This is a genomic window from Dulcicalothrix desertica PCC 7102 (genome assembly GCF_003991905.1).
Classification (GTDB): Bacteria; Cyanobacteriota; Cyanobacteriia; order Cyanobacteriales; family Nostocaceae; genus Dulcicalothrix; species Dulcicalothrix desertica.
The window spans coordinates 164,411-180,583 of the sequence record NZ_RSCL01000007.1; the positions used below are offsets into that span (position 1 = coordinate 164,411).

A 16,173-nucleotide genomic window follows, 5' to 3' on the forward strand; every position below is an offset into this window, starting at 1 on the left:
ATTCAACAATCACCCATTCATTATTTATATATCAATAATTTATTTGTCAAATCTTCGTAGACGCTCAAAATTTTTTTCAACCATCGCAAATAAACTAGGATAGTCTGGACTTGCTGGAAACTCAGCTTCATCATTACTATAAATGGGTGCAAAATCTTTTTCTTCTTGAAAACCAACAGTCCAATATACTGCACCTTTTATTCCAAATAAAGGAAATGCGTTCATTTCTCTAAATATATTATTGTTACCCCAATTTTCAATTCCTGATATCGCGTCTTCTAACGACAGAAATTCTTGTAAATCATAACCTCCATCTGGGAAAGGTGGAATATATATAGAGGCAGGCAGGGATGCCTGCTCCACAAGAGTAATTAAATGAAGACTGAGTTTACAAAGTTTCCATGCAAGCCATATGGAACATGGTTTTTGAGATGTAGTTTTGCAATGGCGCCTTTAGTAAAGTCTTTCGCGTCTAAAATCACTATATCTGAACGATGGTTTTCTGAGTCATATATTAGCCCTAATACCCAACCATCATCTTCACTTGTACCATTTGGACGTGGAACAAATACTGGTTCACCAGTAAAACCGCGTGGCGCCGCACTCCAAAGTTGTTTTTCTCCTGTTTCTATATCAACTTTGACAAATGCTTGTAGTGGTGCGTTTCCTGTTTGTCCATGTGCGGCGCCCATGTATACGTATCTGTATGGGCGCCCCACTTTGTCTGGATGCAAGCTAGGAAATTCGCAGCAGCGAGGTTCGATGACTTCGTGGGTTACGGTTTGGGTTTTTAAGTTGAGGTGGAAGCGCCATAGTTGTCCGGGTTTAAGCGCGTCAAAATCAACTTGCCGAAAATCACTTTCGGGTTCGACTTCAGGTAATGATTCATAGCATATTGAGTCAACTATGATTTCATCACCTTGTTCAAATGCGTTTGAGTGGTGGAATACAAAACCCGATTGAATTTCTAGGGTTTGCATTTCTTTGCCAGATACTTTTGAATTGGGGTTGCGAGGAATAATTATTGCGCGCGTTGGTTGATTTGGTTGAAATTTAATGCATTCACCTGCACCCCGCATTCCTAAAGCAAAGGGTATAGGATTAAATGCAACGGGGTTTTGAAAGAATATACAGTAGTTTTCTGTAATGGCAAAATCGTGAATAAAGCAGAAACCTGGTACGCTATGCGCGTGTTTTCTGATTATTTTGCCTGTGGTGTCTAACTCAAATACTGTAATTGTGGTGGAAAGTCCCGGTTTGATGGAGAAGTTTACCATACATGGGGCGCCACCGTCCATTGCACAACTTGGGTCGAAGTGTGGATGTGCGGCAAATGCTTCACCTTCAGATAGAACACCGTTAAAGTTTTCTCTTCCTAATGTTTCCAAAGTTGCTGGGTCAAGAAGATGTGGTTCTGCTGCTTCCCATAGTGCGAGTAATTTACCACCCCAGTAAATTACATTTGTGTTGGCAATATTTTTAAGCTTGAAGTCAAATATATTTGCTAACCATCCACCGGGTTTTTGTGTTCCGAACACACCACGATAAAGAAGCTTGCCCGCTTGTTGTTCTTTCACATATCCTTCGGTACGGACATAACGGTTACTGTAATGCGCGCGTCCGTCTTTGAAAGTGATTCTACTTATCATTCCATCACCATCGAAGGGATGGTGAATTCTTTGCCCGTTGACTTCAAATAAACCGGGGCCATTTTTAAATAATGTTCCCTGCAGTGAATGAGGAATTTCTCCTTCTATATTATCTATCCAGTAATCATTCTCTTCTTTGAGTGATTGATATCCTCCTTGCCAATCGTCACGAAGGTAGGATGGTTCTGGTACTGTTGTTGCGTGTTCGTAAAGTTGAAAACCTTGCATGTGAGTAATTTTAGTTTTTATAAGATTTCGTAGTGCAGGCACATACCATCAGGACAGGATATTGTGGGGGCGCGGATACCGTAGGGGCGGGTTAACCCATAACCTCCAATAGTATTTACATCCCCTAAACCCGCCCCATATATCGTCAGGAACGCATATCATCAGCACAGGGTACCGTGCATAGGGGGGCGGGTTTACAAAGCCTTGGGGTTGTGCTGTATATGTCGGTTAACCCGCCCTTACAGAGCCTTGGGGTTGTGCTGTATATCTCGGTTAACCTGCCCCTACTTCTTCTGGTATAAAAGATTCTTCTACAGGTGTAGACGGCGCCACCCCAACGCTTTGACTTTCTGCCGCAGGTAGCCAATTTAAAAAGGGTAACGGTAGCAGAGTACTTAAATTAGTAATCAATACTAGTAATGGTAAGTTATCAAAATTACTTTCTGTAATTCCCATCGCGTGCATTAACACGGCGCCGAATTCATAAGAGAGTAATCCTGCTAAGTTATTTACAGACATTAATAATGCGAAGAAAGTAGCTTCTATACCGGGAGGACATAACCTTGCTGCAAGTACTAACAATGGCATGTAGGCTATTTGCCCCATTACTGTTAGCACCAAACTATCACCCAAACTAAACCAATGGTCATCAATGCCCAACGCTCGGTTCGCATGAGTTACCAAGAGCAACATTGTCATCCCAAGTATTGTTGACAAAACAATAGTCCAACCAAAAATGACGCGGAAAGGAACGGTTTTTAAGTAGCGCTGAAATATCCACACACCTACTAGCGATGCAAGACTTGTAACTAAACGCACTCTCCCTAAAAATTCCGGTTCAAAGTGAAGCTCGTTAGTAGTAAAAAAGAAAAATGCAGAATCTGCTGATGGTGTACCTTGCCAAAGAAATATAAATACTGTAGGCAGCCAGATTGCTTTTTGCGTAAGTGCCTTTCTCAGTAGTATAAATTGATGCTTTATATCAATTATATCGTCCTCTGGCTGGTTTTTTATGCTTTCTTTGCTAACAGGAGATTCAGCAATTAACCATGCTACACAAGAAACAATAAGCGGGAATGAAGCGGTAATCCAAAAAATCGTGCGCGTTGTGAAATGTTGTAAAAGCATTCCACTTAAGTAAGCGGTGACTAATCCTCCAACTGCTGAGGCGCCCCAACACAATGATTGTAAAGAACCAGCCGAAGCTTGTGACTCACCGCGCGCACGTTCTACAACTAGCGAGTCAACGATAACATCACTAACTGCAACCGAGAGTGAACCAAGTGCTATGGCAGCAGTAGCCGCTATTTGAGTGTGAACAATTGTTGCTAACCACACCCAAGATATTGCTCCTACTAACCCCGAAAGTATTAGGTATGGACGGCGCCGATAGCCAAATATCGGTAAACCATCAGAAAGAAAGCCAAATAAAGGTTTGATTATCCAAGGTAGGGCGACAATCCCCATAAGTGCTGAAACCTGCGCCGGACTAAGCCGCAGTTCATCTTTGAGGAAGAAGCTGACGGCAAGGCGCGCCAACCCCAAGATACCTTGGACAAAGTAGACAGTTAAAATCGCGATTAACTCAGCACTTGGTTCGTTGCCGAAGAAAATCTTTTCCTTAACTGAGTCTTTGACCTTGGACAAACCAGAGGAGGAAATCAGCATTGATAACATTCATTAAGAATTGTGACTTTTCTATCATATCTAGTTTTCCCATCTAACTGTGCTTACTCACAAATATGTTAAGGAATTTAAATTTATTAGGCTAAAAGCAAAATTTTGCTACATTGAAGCAAATATTGTGCTAAACCATTATCCTTCTTGAGACGGAATTTTGAGGATAGATGATTTAAGAACTGGCGCCGCCTTAATTCGCGAACGATACCTAGGAAAGCCAGTTGGCAAAAGCAACGTTGCAATTGCCGAATTATACCTTGAGGGAGATGTATCATTTTGTGCTGGGGCGACATCAAAGGGTGGTAGCAAAAGTCCTATTCCCAAAATACCGAAGCCAAAATCAGTAGGAGGACAGTTTGAACCCGCTATTGACTCTCGAACACAACGAGTTATGGATACCGATGCTGAGTACAAGGTGATATCAGAAATTGCTAATACTTTAGAGATGTTTTACCATCTTCAAGTAGAGGGTAAACTTTACCTTTATACAGAGTTTCAACCGTGTGAAAGTTGTAGTACCGTTTTGCGGCAGTTCGAGGATAAGTTTCCGCAAATAACTATACAAGTTTTTTGGGACTACCCATTCCCACCTCAATTCTAAAGATATAGAGGTTCAAATTAAGCTTATGACTTTGGAATTAAGCAGTTTTGAAAAAAAAGAATTTTTATACAATATGCCTGACTCTTTCCAACGTGTAATCATAAAAGTCTGGCGCCAACACTATGAAGAGCTTTACGAACCAGAAACAGAGAAAATAACTTCACTCTCACATGCCATAGATGAAATTCTGGAAATATATAAAGATAATAATCAAACCTTGACTCACCTTCGTTATGTCTGGATGGCATTGATACTAGCTTTAGTTGTGGAGCCAACTATCAAGTATTATCAACCAAGTTGCTCAATTCCTGAAAAGACAATTAGACAGATAAATTTATGGATGTTAGAAGTTTCGGAAAATATATTTAATTTCAATCAAGAATCTACTGAGTCTATTAGCTCTAATTCTCAATATGAAAATTATAGTATAATAGAAGATATCAATAACAATTATAATTTTAATGATAGTAAACTAACAAGCTTTCAAATTTGGCAAGAAGCTTTGGATGTTTATAGTAATGCAATTAAAACACTTGATTTTAATCAGTCATTAGAAGCTTTGATAGAAATTGTAGATGATTGTCTAGAAGGCTATGCAATCTTTCCTGGCTCACAAGGAAGACGTGAATTATTTGATTGGTGGCTACTCGAAGTTGTTCCAGCAGTTTGGTATTTACTACCTCCTAATTTTATTTATACAATAGATAATTTAGAAAATAAAGATAGTATTGTAGGTAGTCAAATGGAAAAACTTAACAGTATTAGCTCCACCATATGGTCAATTTTATCAAAATCTGAATTATCAACGCTATTGTCGAGTTTGCGTAACAACCATTTAAGTATTAATCCTGTGTCCGAAGCGCGCGTTGGTTGGAATGAAGCTTTTGCTAAAATGGCAGAGAAAAAAGATGATATTTTACTTTATGATTGTGATACTACCAGTTGGGATAAGGCTGAGTGGAAATGGTAGCGCGATGTTTGCTCTTATAGTTTGTCAGAATAGAATATAAGTATAAACCTTATTTTTGTAAAAATTATGTTGAGTAATGTAGTAACGCGGCGCTTTACACTCGATGAATATCATCATTTAATCAAGATTGGCTTCTTTCATGAAGACGAACGTGTCGAACTTATTCGTGGGGAATTAGTACGGATGGCAGCAAAAGGAACGCCACATACGGTTTGTTGTAGTAATTTAATTCGAGAATTGGCGCCATTAATTGCTGGTAAAGCTGAGTTACGATGTCAAGACCCTATTACTTTGCCATCTGGCAGCGAACCTGAACCGGATTTTACTATTGCCCGTCTTGCTTCAGATCATTATCTATCTGGACACCCTACACCAGAGGATATATTTTTAGTGGTCGAAATAGCTGATTCATCTTTAGATTACGACCGTGATGTCAAAATGCCACTGTATGCAGAAGCTGGAATACCTTACTATTGGATATTCAATTTAGTTGCAAATCAACTAGAAGCATACAGCGAACCTTACCAAGATTCCCAAGGTAACTTTGGTTATCGTTTTAAACGCATTTTCCTGGCAAACCAATCTGTTGACTTGCCACTACCGTCTTCTTCTCTTGATTTATCTTCGATTTTTCCTTAATTGTGATATCACGTCAGAATTTTTAAGATGCTTCGTTCGCGACTCATGACAATTGAGAGATGCTTCGTGCCTCAGCATGACATATTAAGATGCTTCGTTCGCGACTCATGACAAATCAAAAATTATCATGCTATTGTTTCTTGACTTAGTAGCTGGTCGAGTTGACCTTGGGTATCTAGCTGATACATATCATCACATCCGCCAATGTGTTGATTGTTTACAAAAATTTGCGGAACACTCCGGCGCCCGTTTGCTCGTTCTGCCATTAATGCGCGTTTTTCTTCCGAACCGTCTATTTTATACTCCGTAAATTCCACCCCTTTCCACCACAGCAGCATTTTGGCGCGTATACAATAAGGACAGGTTTGCCAGGTGTAAATTTCAACATTTGCTTTTATTTTTTCGGGATGGCGCCCAAGAAGCGAATTTATCAAATTTTGCATGGTATTAGTGGAAACACTTACGTAGTGTGTTTAAAATTTACATTTGAAATAAATGGCGCTGAAACGCCTAGTATTAATTATAAGTTAAAATACTTGTAAAGCTCAAAGCCTTGTAAATGAATAAAAAATAATTATCTTAGATTGTTTCACTATAGATATTTTTATAATGTAAAAACAAGGAAACTTGGAAATACTTGTAAGTGTAACGTAAAAATCACTACAATGGAAGATGATAGAACAAATGTTTGTTGACGTAAACTTTGTTCGTTAAGCGAATAAAAGCAGTAAAAATTAATGAAGTCAGGGCAAAGACTAGTTTATTGTAGTATCCGCCCTTTGGTAGACTTGGAAACGGCTGTTGCAAACACCGCGAATTCAAGCAATTGAGAGGGCAGACTCTGTGGAAAATACTCTTGGGTTAGAGATTATCGAAGTAGTTGAGCAAGCGGCTATCGCTTCCTCACGCTGGATGGGTAAGGGTGAAAAGAATACTGCTGACCAAGTAGCAGTAGAAGCAATGCGCGAACGTATGAACAAAATTTACATGCGTGGACGTATTGTAATTGGGGAAGGCGAACGTGACGAGGCGCCGATGCTTTATATCGGTGAGGAAGTCGGTATTTGTACTCGTGCAGATGCAAAAGATTACTGTAACCCTGATGAACTAGTTGAGATTGACATCGCTGTTGACCCATGCGAAGGTACTAACCTTGTTGCCTATGGTCAAAATGGCTCGATGGCTGTATTGGCAATCTCAGAAAAAGGCGGTTTGTTTGCTGCTCCTGACTTTTATATGAAGAAGCTGGCTGCACCTCCTCAAGCAAAAGGTCATGTAGATATCAATAAGTCTGCCACCGAAAACCTTAAAATCCTATCTGAATGTTTGAACCGTTCGGTCGAGGAGTTAGTTGTCGTCGTTATGGACCGTCCGCGTCACAAGGAATTAATCCAGGAAATTCGTACCGTTGGCGCCAGAGTTCGACTCATCAGCGATGGTGACGTTTCTGCTGCTATCTCATGCGGTTTCGCTGGAACCAACATCCACGCGCTTATGGGTATTGGTGCGGCGCCTGAAGGTGTAATTTCTGCGGCTGCAATGCGTTGCCTAGGTGGACACTTCCAAGGACAGTTAATTTATGACCCAGAAGTTGTTCAAACTGGTTTAATTGGCGAAAGCAGAGAAGGCAACCTTGCCCGACTAAATGAGATGGGTATTACCGACGGCGACCGGGTTTACGATACTAACGAGTTAGCTTCCGGTCAAAACGTATTGTTTGCCGCTTGCGGTATCACTCCCGGAGTCTTAATGGAAGGTGTTCGCTTCTTCCACGGTGGTGCTAGAACTCAAAGTTTGGTAATTTCCAGCCAGTCGAAAACCGCTCGCTTTGTCGATACCATCCACATGTTTGATAACCCACAGACAATTCAACTGCACTAACAAAGTTATGAGTGCTGAGTGCTAAGTGCTGAGTAAATAGTTAGGAGTTAGGAGTTAGGAGTTAGGAGTTAGGAGTTAGGAATAATTACTCAAAACTCTACTCAGCACTTAGCACGACTCACTTAGCACTCAGTACTTAGCACTCAGCACTCAGCACTTTCTTACAAAACATTGTTACAAATTACGATTTAGCAGATGAATATAGCAGTAGTAGGCTTAAGCCATAAAACCGCGACCGTTGAAGTCCGGGAAAAATTAAGTATTCCAGAACCACAGGTTGAAACCGCTATCGCCCAACTTCTTAATTACCCTCATGTTGAAGAAGTTGCTATTCTCAGTACCTGTAACCGTCTGGAAATTTATATTACAGCGAGTGAAACCGAACTCGGTATTCGCGAAGTTGTTCAGTTTCTTAGCGAACATAGCAAGTTACCTATGACAGCCTTACGACCCCACTTGTTTATGCTGCTCCATGAAGATGCTGTTATGCACTTGATGCGTGTTGCTGGTGGGTTAGACAGCTTGGTTCTTGGTGAAGGTCAAATTCTTGCACAAGTTAAAAATAGTTATAAGCTTGGGCAGCAATATGATGGTGTAAAAACAATTTTGAATCGATTATTTAAACATTCAATTTCAGCCGGTAAACGGGTGCGCTCTGAAACTTCTATTGGTACTGGCGCCGTTTCTATTAGTTCGGCAGCAGTCGAATTGGCCCATATCAAAGCCGAAGACCTTAGTATGTGCCGTGTCGCTATTCTTGGCGCCGGAAAAATGTCAAAGTTACTTGTACAACACTTAGTAGCTAAAGGTGTTGCAGAAATTTCTATTGTTAATCGTTCGATGGCACGGGCAACTGAGTTAGCACAACAGTTCCCAGGACAACCTATTAAAACTCACCTACTCGCTGACATGATGTCAGTAATTGCCGAAAGCGACATGGTATTTACAAGTACATCTGCTACCGAACCAATACTTGACCGTGCCAAGTTAGAAATGGTCTTAGAACCAAATCGTCGCTTGATGCTATTTGATATATCAGTTCCCCGTAACGTCCATGTCGATGTCAACGAACTCACATTTGTTCAAGCATTTAACGTTGATGATTTAAAAGCAGTCGTGGCGCAAAACCAAGAAAGTCGTCGTAAAATGGCACAAGAAGCCGAAGGTTTACTAGAACAAGAATCTGAAGCTTTTGATATTTGGTGGCGTAGTTTAGAAACAGTTAGCACAATCAGCTGCTTGCGGTCAAAAATTGAAACTATCCGTGAACAAGAACTAGAAAAAGCTCTATCACGTCTAGGTTCAGAATTTGGCGATAAACATCAAGAAATTATTGAAGCTTTAACACGCGGTATCGTTAACAAAATTTTACATGACCCAATGGTACAGTTACGCGCCCAACAAGATGTTGAAGCTCGTCGAAAATGTATGCAAACACTCCAAATGCTTTTTAACCTTGATGTTGAAGAACAGTTTAGTTAAGAGTGCTGAGTGCTGAGTGCTGAGTGCTGAGTGCTGAGTGCTGAGTGCTGAGTGCTGAGTGCTGAGTGCTGAGTGCTGAGTGGAGAGCAAGCAAATTTGCTTTCCACTTGGCACTCATTCTTTTTGATCAATTACCAAGCTGGCAAGAATTTAAACGAAAAATTTATTTCGTATATTTACATAGATTAAGCTCGCTACACTTACAAATCCTGGCTGGCAACGGATGTAACGGATGTAACGGATGTAACGGATGATTTATTTGATACAAACAAAATTTGATTTTGCGGCGCCTCATCTAAACGAATCAACTATCCGTTACATCCTAGAGTCATCCGTTGCCAGCCTACCCACTAAAATTAATGACACGGACTACTAGTCTAGGCTGGATTTTATAACGCTCTTATCAGTTGTGTGGGCGCCGCTATACGGATTGTCTGAACGATGCATATAAATGCACGTTCTTTTCATCATCGTACAAAAATATCTAAATACCTAACTTAAGATAGATTTTAATCGTTAATTTAGCTCCTCAACCATTTGTTTCGTTTTGATTTTCTAATGATGTAATTAGAAAATACTTATATTTAGTCTCACATCCTTATCTTCCGAATCTTAGATTTTATAGCTTTTGAGCAGCTTAACGTATACAAATGTAAAGAACTACTTAAGAAACTAAATTTTCCTTGTAAAAAGACTACAAAATGAAAAATTGACTGCAAAAAATCAAACAGGGATTCAGGAATGCTGTGTGAAAGGAGGGCAGCACAATAGTTAGATTCAGCTCTAATTAGATGAGTATCGAATCAATTATTAAAAACTATGAAAAATGAGCAATTTAAAATTTTGCTGCGTTTTTTTAAAGCGTTAGCAGATGAAAGCAGATTAAAAATTGTAGGTATTTTGGCTTCGCAAGAATGTAGTGTGGAGGAATTGGCGGCACTACTGCAACTTAAAGAGCCAACAGTATCTCACCATTTAGCTAAATTAAAAGAGTTACATTTGGTTAGTATGCGTCCAGAAGGAAATGCTCATTTATATCAGTTAAATAGTGAGGCATTACAAAGCTTGAGTAAAGAAATTTTTACACCAGAGAAAATGGCTTCTTTGGTTGAAGGTGTTAGTACACAAGCATGGGAAAACAAAGTACTAAAAACTTATATAGAAGGAGATTTTCAAAACCCTGAAGCTGTGCAACATCTGAAAGAGATTCCTGCAAGTCGAAAAAAACGCTTGGTGGTTCTCAAATGGTTAGTAGAAAAATTTGAAGTGGGGGTCAAATATTCTGAACGTAATGTCAATGAAATAATTAAGCGTTATCATCCTGATTTTGCCACTCTGCGACGCGAATTAGTGGGGTACCAACTGTTGATGCGTGAACAGGCAGTTTATTGTCGTCTAGATAAAGACAACTGATTTCCCACCTCTACAAACCCAACTTCTCAAAAAAGTTGGGTTTGAATACAAAATTACTATTTTAATTATTCTTTTTCGCGCTAATAACTTTTATAACTTTTATATACTTCGGCGCCAGACACGATTCAGTAATAAAATTTTGATAAAAAATGTATTTTTATATACATAAACATCAGTGCAATATATGATAAACAATTTGCTGCTTGTCTGTCATATCAATATTTAAGCGTATGTATAAGTCGGTTACTCGCTGTTTGGTAGTTATTTTTATATCCCATGCTTGGATTAGAACACTTGCGTATGGAAAGTCATGTATTGGTAACTTATTAGAAACTGAAATAAGTATTTACTTGTATAACTAACAGCAACTATGTAAAAAATTTACAAAGTATTGATAAAATTCATCAAATTTATACAAATAATGGTTTAATAAGAAATTAATTTGAGATGAGTAAGTAAGCAAAATTTACTTCCCTAGCTTCCGTAGTTCAGTACATAAGGACTACAGAGGTGTTGAATGGCTGTTCAGCTAGGGTGCAGTTTTAGAAATAACAATTTCAGTCACGTAAACTCGATACCAGTAGATTTTCGATATGCTCAAAAAGATATTATTGCCAACCGTTGTAATTTCAGGTACATTGTTGGCTGGCTTTGGCGCCCTATTATTCACGCAAGGTTCCAAACCAGTGCAAGTTCAACTTGAAAACCGACAAGTCTTTGATGGTAGACTCAAAGATATTATTTCGCCCCAGCTAGGAGCTTTGCTAACCATAGGGGTAACGGTGACGACTGCATCATTATTAGCTTCGAGCCACTCTGCGAAAGAGTCATCTAAATTAGAGAAGCGAGTATCTGAGCTTAAAACAGAAATATCTAATAAAGATGCTCAAATCAACGAACTCAAAGTGGCGCCTTCGAGTCCAATGCTATCTTCGCTCTCATGGTTTTTAGAAGGAGACCATGTAACATCCTCGGTAATAGAGCCAAAAATAAAACAAACTATAGAAACTTTACCAGTTCCAACTCCAGAACCTGTCGTAGCTGTGCGACGACCTGCAACAAAGCCGCTTATAACCCCAATATCTTCTATGAAGTATGAGGTTATAACAACAACTCAGCCATCTGTACAAACTGCAACTAGTGGTTTTCCTTCGGCACAGTCAGTTCAAAGCTACATTCAGCGCAACCCTGAAGTATCTGTCAAGTAATTAGTGCCTATATATCACTAGTTAGAATAAAACGCCAATCACTATTATCCATTCCATGACTCACAACACTTGCACTGGCGCCTGGATATATATCAAAACGTCCTAATGCCCGTGCAAGTTCATCATTAGTAGGCACACAGAACATATGAGTATACCCCGGTATCACTTCTGGTGTGCCTTTCTCAACATTTGCTCCCCACTGGACGTGAACGAGTGGCAAAATATTTCCTGTGCTTTGCAAGCGTAAGTCTTTAATGCCTTTAAGACTTATATAAGAAATATTGCCTCGATGTTTAACAATTAATGGAGCAACATCACTCATTGTCGCCGCATCTAGGCTATAAATACCTAATTGGGTAGATGTGGTAAATTTAATTCTAGAGTATTTTTCAATAACTTTTACCCAACGGTTAGGACTACCGTCTCCAGGATTCATAGAAATCGTATAACCACAGCTACATTCACGAATCCCATCAACTACGGCATGACTTAGAATTCGTAAAGATAAATTACGACCCTGGTAATTAGAGTGAACTTTTAAATCACAAAGGTACCATGCACTCATCGGCGCCGAGTCTTGCTGGTATGGAATTTGACGTAGTATACCAGCACCAACAGCCCCAACTATATAATTATCGTGCATTACGTAGTAATTAACTTTACCAAGACGGTCAAAAAAAGCAAAGTAATCTAGACCGTGATCTATTTGAAAGAAATCTTTTCCTAGAGGATATTTGGCAATTGTTTCAATGCTAACAATTTCCTCTTGAAACATATGGCGCTCTGCGGGAGCAATACGGTGAAACTTCATATTTTTTGTACCCACCCCACAACTATTTCACGATAGAAGAACGAACGGTCAGACTCTAAAAGTTTGTGATTAAGTTGTTTATCTATATAAATATGTTTAGCCATGACTGAGGCAAGATGATGGTCGCCATTAAGCCTTCGTCCAATTAATGCACCACCAGGTTTTAAGCAATGTACGGCATTTTGAAGCATTTCATCTAAATCATTAGGGGGCATCCAGTCAGAAATATTAGAAAATTGAATCAAATCGTAAGGTTGGCTTGTTGCTAGTTCGAGCATTTTTTGGGCAAAGGCGCCTTGATGTAGGTGTAATCTTGAGGTTTTAAGTTCTCGAATTGAGATTTGGGTATCTGGTTGCAAGTAAAGTGGTACACCATCAAATCCATAAGAATAAGAATCACTCCAAACTTGAGTTAGAAAGTAATTTGCCATTGTGTATTTATGTAAAGCTTTGGCAAAAACATCGGCAAAATGTGTGCCAAAACTTCTATCCATAGAATAATTAACGGCAGCATCACCAAAAATGCGTGCAAGTTTATTACGTTCAAAGACAGTTTCAAAAATTTGCTGCCAAAGTGGATTTATAGTTACGGTGTCTGGGTTGCGTAGTGGGTTAAGACCTGATGCAGTAAAGCTCGCAGATAATTCGCGAAACAGTTGCTCGAATTTGCCAATTTGGTTTAGACCAAAAGCAATTTGTTCAATTCGTGCATCCCAATAATTTCGAGTTGAGGTTGGCAGGTGAGATGCGATTTGATTATACAGATTAACCCGTTCGGCTTGAGTTATTTTAGTGGCGCCGATTAAATCTAGTTGTTCTTCAAGCTGTAAATGTAGTAATGCTTGTCGTCGTAATTCAACTAAATGCAGCTGTGCAGGATTTAAATCAACGGCATCAATGTGTCCTACATTTGGACATGACAGTAGACTTAATACTGTACATCCTCCTGACGCAATTATTAGTACTCGCAATGGATGATTTTGCGTTTGGGTTAATTGCTTGATAACCTGTAGTTCAATAGTGGGGTCTTCACGAACTTGGGAAAATGAAATATCAGAGGGTGGGGCGCAAATCATTATACAAACTCCAAAAATAGTAGGCGCCCAAAACAAGAGCTTGTGCAACTTGAGGACGCAACACCAATGTATTCCATGCTGGAATTGCTATATCCATTAAATCTCTAGCATGTTCGGTATCAAGTTTTTCGTGAGTCGTGTAGTGCGATTGACTACCAGGTAGTGTCCATAGCCTTTGCTGTAGGGTACTAGCAATCGAACTGCTAATACCTACATACAAATATTCGATTATACATAGCATCGCGGCGCCTGCTTCAGGACTTTGAGTCAAGCAATAAGTTAAAATCGATTGATTAAAAGCTAATACAGGAGTAGTACAGGGCGAATTAAACTCACTGTCCAAAGCTCCCAAAGCTTGTAAATACTCGCGAAAAGTAAATTTGTGGGAACGTAAAACATTACCATAACCATGTTCCTCAGCAATATTCGCGAAAAGAGGCAGTCGCGCTTCCAGAAACTGTACACGCGCGAGAACTGCTGCTAATGCTTGAGAAAAAGACTCAACTGCAAAGCGAAAAGGTAGTTGACTTTTGAGAAAAGCATCGCGCGTTGTTGCTTCCTCATTCATCCATACAAAATAAGGATGCTTGTTAAAATCATATATAGAAGCAACTTGTGTTATTGCAGCTTCTAATGTTGGTAATTTAATTAGTTCTTTCCAAGATAATTCTGGTGTTTTACTAATTATAGATATTGGTTTCGATATAAATGCCTGCATATATTTATTACTTAATAGAAATACTTCCAACTGGTGATTTCTGGAAGCTAGCAAGAGTAAAATCCCGTACAAATGCAAAATAGGAAGGAATAAACGGGGCGCCTTTAGATATTAATTCATCCTTAAGCTCATTATGTAAAAGTGGCAAATTATACCAAGGCACACCAGGATACAAATGATGTTCAAGATGGTAATTTTCGTTACACATAAAAAAGCGCGTAACTCGGTTTGTAAGAATAGTGCGTGTACCGCGAATAAGATCAAACTCATGTTCTAACAGCGTGTGCTGACTCATACCGCGAATATTCACCATTGTGTTAATGAACATCATCGGTATTAACCAACCATGTATTATCAAGCTGATATTAATTGGCGCCACAATTAACGTAGTAGCTAAAATTCCTAATAAAGCAACTTCAATTGCAATCCAAACTTTATCTTGAGTATCACCTTGACGAAACCCAAGAATTGGAATTGCCACTAAATACACCGGATAACCAATAATTAGGCGCCCCCAGTACATCAAAAACTGTAACCAAGTCCACTTCGTATAATTACTATAATGGTCAGGGTCGCCTTCTAAGCCCAAATGCTTGTGATGTTTAAGATGTAATACTTTATATGCCGAATAATTTTGTCCAACAGGTAAAGCACAAATAATACTTAGTGCCCGATTCCATACTGAATTACCATGCAGAACTCCATGCACACCCTCATGGGTAAACAAGCTAATTCCATGTAGCGAAGCTGCTGCAACCAGATATAACGGCAAACAAACAAGCGGGCGCCAAGGATTTATAATTGTTTGAGATATAACAAAAGCACTATAGCCAGCAACAATATATAAAATTAAGAATGTTATCAGGCGCCAGTTGTGATGATGAGCAGTAACATGTAAATCCTTTAGCAAATCTGGATTTACACGCGGCTTCTCCCACTGAATTACAGTAGATTCCATATATAATTGATACTTTTTTTAAGTTAATCTAAATAAGTGTTAATACTAAGTTTTAATGTATTACAACTAAGCTTACAATGTAACACTTTATTCCAGCATAGTAGTCACATCACAAATCTTGCCGCTAAGTGTGCAACTTTTTTAACTGGACACTATAAAACCATGCAGGTTGAGTGGAGGCGCCCATGAACCCAACAAAATATAACAAAATATTACGCAACATTCCTCGGCGCCTACAACCCGTATAAAAATAACAATTAAGTCAAAAGTATAAAAAACAAATTAGCGCCTAAAGAACGTAGGGTGCGTGAAGGCTACGAAAAAATTTCAACGTAAATATTAAGACTTGTAGCGTCACGCACCAGATTCTATATCAACTACTGTGTTACGACCGTGAATTTTACAATATATCTATAATTTCCAGACCTAAGACGGCGCCCTCTATCTACAGAAAAATTAATTTGTATAGGAGTTGTTCCTTCAGGTAAAGCAACAGGTGCATCACCTGTTTTAGTAGAATTTCCCTGTGGAGTCCTAACTATAGCGAAAGAAGATACAGGTGTAAAACTATGACCAGAAACTTGAATAGGCGCCGATACACTTAAAAATACAGGTTTATAGCAAGTAACATTCATCTGAGTTGGAGTACCACCGACTTCACTAAAAGAAACAAGCTTAGTTGATGGGTTTCCTTGAGAAACTAATACACCAGGATTGGTTTGAGTGAAGCTACATTCTTTTGATTTTTCAGAAGCTACTACACTCTTTGATGTACCTACATTTGCAGTAATTATAATAGTCAATATGAACAGTATACGACGAATCATTTTTTTGTTTATTAATTAAATTTATAGCAAAT

General features: G+C 39.1%; 17 protein-coding genes. 7 read left to right on the plus strand and 10 right to left on the minus strand.

From position 1 onward, the window contains the following. Positions 1 to 39 precede the first annotated feature (39 nt). The 3 genes from DSM106972_RS16405 to DSM106972_RS16415 form a co-directional block, all read right to left on the minus strand. The gene (locus DSM106972_RS16405; RefSeq protein WP_127081703.1) at positions 40 to 363 is read right to left on the minus strand and encodes a hypothetical protein; all 324 of its coding nucleotides are present in this window, start codon (positions 361 to 363) and stop codon (positions 40 to 42) included. Between the two features lie 8 nt (positions 364 to 371). Then, positions 372 to 1,877 (minus strand): carotenoid oxygenase family protein, encoded by a 1,506-nt coding sequence (locus DSM106972_RS16410; protein ID WP_127081704.1) that lies wholly within the window; start codon positions 1,875 to 1,877, stop codon positions 372 to 374. Between the two features lie 273 nt (positions 1,878 to 2,150). Continuing rightward, complete coding sequence (locus tag DSM106972_RS16415; protein ID WP_127081705.1) at positions 2,151 to 3,545, minus strand: folate/biopterin family MFS transporter; 1,395 nt, start codon at positions 3,543 to 3,545, stop codon at positions 2,151 to 2,153. Between the two features lie 169 nt (positions 3,546 to 3,714). Here DSM106972_RS16415 and DSM106972_RS16420 point away from each other — a divergent pair, with 169 nt between their 5' ends. From DSM106972_RS16420 to DSM106972_RS16430, 3 genes are all read left to right on the plus strand, one after another. Next, the gene (locus DSM106972_RS16420) at positions 3,715 to 4,158 is read left to right on the plus strand and encodes a deaminase domain-containing protein (protein ID WP_127081706.1); all 444 of its coding nucleotides are present in this window, start codon (positions 3,715 to 3,717) and stop codon (positions 4,156 to 4,158) included. Positions 4,159 to 4,183: 25 nt separating this feature from the next. Continuing rightward, positions 4,184 to 5,128: a hypothetical protein gene (locus tag DSM106972_RS16425; protein ID WP_127081707.1), complete on the plus strand. Its 945-nt coding sequence runs from the start codon at positions 4,184 to 4,186 to the stop codon at positions 5,126 to 5,128. Between the two features lie 66 nt (positions 5,129 to 5,194). Next, positions 5,195 to 5,767, plus strand: coding sequence for a Uma2 family endonuclease (locus DSM106972_RS16430; RefSeq protein WP_127081708.1), 573 nt, complete (start codon positions 5,195 to 5,197; stop codon positions 5,765 to 5,767). A 125-nt stretch (positions 5,768 to 5,892) separates the two neighbouring features. On the opposite strand, the gene grxC is transcribed toward DSM106972_RS16430, so the two are convergent. After that, positions 5,893 to 6,210: a glutaredoxin 3 gene (grxC, locus tag DSM106972_RS16435; RefSeq protein ID WP_127081709.1), complete on the minus strand. Its 318-nt coding sequence runs from the start codon at positions 6,208 to 6,210 to the stop codon at positions 5,893 to 5,895. Between the two features lie 400 nt (positions 6,211 to 6,610). Between grxC and glpX the strand changes: the two genes are divergently transcribed. Both glpX and DSM106972_RS16445 read left to right on the plus strand, forming a co-directional pair. Then, the gene (glpX, locus tag DSM106972_RS16440) at positions 6,611 to 7,648 is read left to right on the plus strand and encodes a class II fructose-bisphosphatase (RefSeq protein WP_127081910.1); all 1,038 of its coding nucleotides are present in this window, start codon (positions 6,611 to 6,613) and stop codon (positions 7,646 to 7,648) included. A gap of 195 nt (positions 7,649 to 7,843) precedes the next feature. Beyond that, positions 7,844 to 9,130, plus strand: a complete 1,287-nt coding sequence (locus DSM106972_RS16445; protein WP_127081710.1) for a glutamyl-tRNA reductase — start codon at positions 7,844 to 7,846, stop codon at positions 9,128 to 9,130. Here DSM106972_RS16445 and DSM106972_RS54920 read toward each other — a convergent pair. Next, on the minus strand, positions 9,123 to 9,248 hold the full coding sequence (locus tag DSM106972_RS54920) for a hypothetical protein (RefSeq protein WP_267901127.1): 126 nt from the start codon (positions 9,246 to 9,248) through the stop codon (positions 9,123 to 9,125). The genes DSM106972_RS16445 and DSM106972_RS54920 overlap by 8 nt on opposite strands. Before the next feature lie 701 nt (positions 9,249 to 9,949). Here DSM106972_RS54920 and DSM106972_RS16450 point away from each other — a divergent pair. Together DSM106972_RS16450 and DSM106972_RS16455 are read left to right on the plus strand one after the other, a co-directional pair. After that, positions 9,950 to 10,543, plus strand: a complete 594-nt coding sequence (locus DSM106972_RS16450) for a DUF2087 domain-containing protein (protein WP_127081711.1) — start codon at positions 9,950 to 9,952, stop codon at positions 10,541 to 10,543. A gap of 593 nt (positions 10,544 to 11,136) precedes the next feature. Further along, on the plus strand, positions 11,137 to 11,751 hold the full coding sequence (locus DSM106972_RS16455) for a hypothetical protein (RefSeq protein WP_127081712.1): 615 nt from the start codon (positions 11,137 to 11,139) through the stop codon (positions 11,749 to 11,751). A gap of 7 nt (positions 11,752 to 11,758) precedes the next feature. Here the strand turns inward: DSM106972_RS16455 and DSM106972_RS16460 are convergent, their stop codons facing one another. The 5 genes from DSM106972_RS16460 to DSM106972_RS16480 form a co-directional block, all read right to left on the minus strand. Continuing rightward, complete coding sequence (locus DSM106972_RS16460) at positions 11,759 to 12,562, minus strand: hypothetical protein (RefSeq protein WP_127081713.1); 804 nt, start codon at positions 12,560 to 12,562, stop codon at positions 11,759 to 11,761. Then, a complete protein-coding gene (locus DSM106972_RS16465) occupies positions 12,559 to 13,638 on the minus strand; it encodes a DUF3419 family protein (protein ID WP_127081714.1) in 1,080 nt (359 codons plus the stop codon). Before DSM106972_RS16465 ends, DSM106972_RS16460 begins: the two co-directional genes overlap by 4 nt. Further along, positions 13,616 to 14,356 carry an iron-containing redox enzyme family protein gene (locus DSM106972_RS16470; RefSeq protein ID WP_127081715.1) on the minus strand — a complete coding sequence of 247 codons (741 nt, stop codon included), beginning with the start codon at positions 14,354 to 14,356 and terminating at the stop codon, positions 13,616 to 13,618. The genes DSM106972_RS16465 and DSM106972_RS16470 overlap by 23 nt, the downstream gene beginning before the upstream one ends. 7 nt (positions 14,357 to 14,363) lie before the next feature. Continuing rightward, the gene (locus DSM106972_RS16475; protein ID WP_127081716.1) at positions 14,364 to 15,314 is read right to left on the minus strand and encodes a fatty acid desaturase family protein; all 951 of its coding nucleotides are present in this window, start codon (positions 15,312 to 15,314) and stop codon (positions 14,364 to 14,366) included. Between the two features lie 377 nt (positions 15,315 to 15,691). Beyond that, the gene (locus DSM106972_RS16480; RefSeq protein ID WP_127081717.1) at positions 15,692 to 16,141 is read right to left on the minus strand and encodes a hypothetical protein; all 450 of its coding nucleotides are present in this window, start codon (positions 16,139 to 16,141) and stop codon (positions 15,692 to 15,694) included. Positions 16,142 to 16,173: the final 32 nt, after the last annotated feature.

What these genes read in the sequence shown, in the direction of transcription:
- DSM106972_RS16410 (WP_127081704.1), bottom strand. Translation starts at nt 1,877, where the DNA reads ATGCAAGGTTTTCAACTTTACGAACACGCAACAACAGTACCAGAACCA.
- DSM106972_RS16415 (WP_127081705.1), bottom strand. Translation starts at nt 3,545, where the DNA reads ATGCTGATTTCCTCCTCTGGTTTGTCCAAGGTCAAAGACTCAGTTAAG.
- DSM106972_RS16425 (WP_127081707.1), top strand. Translation starts at nt 4,184, where the DNA reads ATGACTTTGGAATTAAGCAGTTTTGAAAAAAAAGAATTTTTATACAAT.
- DSM106972_RS16430 (WP_127081708.1), top strand. Translation starts at nt 5,195, where the DNA reads ATGTTGAGTAATGTAGTAACGCGGCGCTTTACACTCGATGAATATCAT.
- grxC (WP_127081709.1), bottom strand. Translation starts at nt 6,210, where the DNA reads ATGCAAAATTTGATAAATTCGCTTCTTGGGCGCCATCCCGAAAAAATA.
- DSM106972_RS16445 (WP_127081710.1), top strand. Translation starts at nt 7,844, where the DNA reads ATGAATATAGCAGTAGTAGGCTTAAGCCATAAAACCGCGACCGTTGAA.
- DSM106972_RS54920 (WP_267901127.1), bottom strand. Translation starts at nt 9,248, where the DNA reads ATGAGTGCCAAGTGGAAAGCAAATTTGCTTGCTCTCCACTCAGCACTC.
- DSM106972_RS16450 (WP_127081711.1), top strand. Translation starts at nt 9,950, where the DNA reads ATGAAAAATGAGCAATTTAAAATTTTGCTGCGTTTTTTTAAAGCGTTA.
- DSM106972_RS16455 (WP_127081712.1), top strand. Translation starts at nt 11,137, where the DNA reads ATGCTCAAAAAGATATTATTGCCAACCGTTGTAATTTCAGGTACATTG.
- DSM106972_RS16460 (WP_127081713.1), bottom strand. Translation starts at nt 12,562, where the DNA reads ATGAAGTTTCACCGTATTGCTCCCGCAGAGCGCCATATGTTTCAAGAG.
- DSM106972_RS16465 (WP_127081714.1), bottom strand. Translation starts at nt 13,638, where the DNA reads ATGATTTGCGCCCCACCCTCTGATATTTCATTTTCCCAAGTTCGTGAA.
- DSM106972_RS16470 (WP_127081715.1), bottom strand. Translation starts at nt 14,356, where the DNA reads ATGCAGGCATTTATATCGAAACCAATATCTATAATTAGTAAAACACCA.
- DSM106972_RS16475 (WP_127081716.1), bottom strand. Translation starts at nt 15,314, where the DNA reads ATGGAATCTACTGTAATTCAGTGGGAGAAGCCGCGTGTAAATCCAGAT.
- DSM106972_RS16480 (WP_127081717.1), bottom strand. Translation starts at nt 16,141, where the DNA reads ATGATTCGTCGTATACTGTTCATATTGACTATTATAATTACTGCAAAT.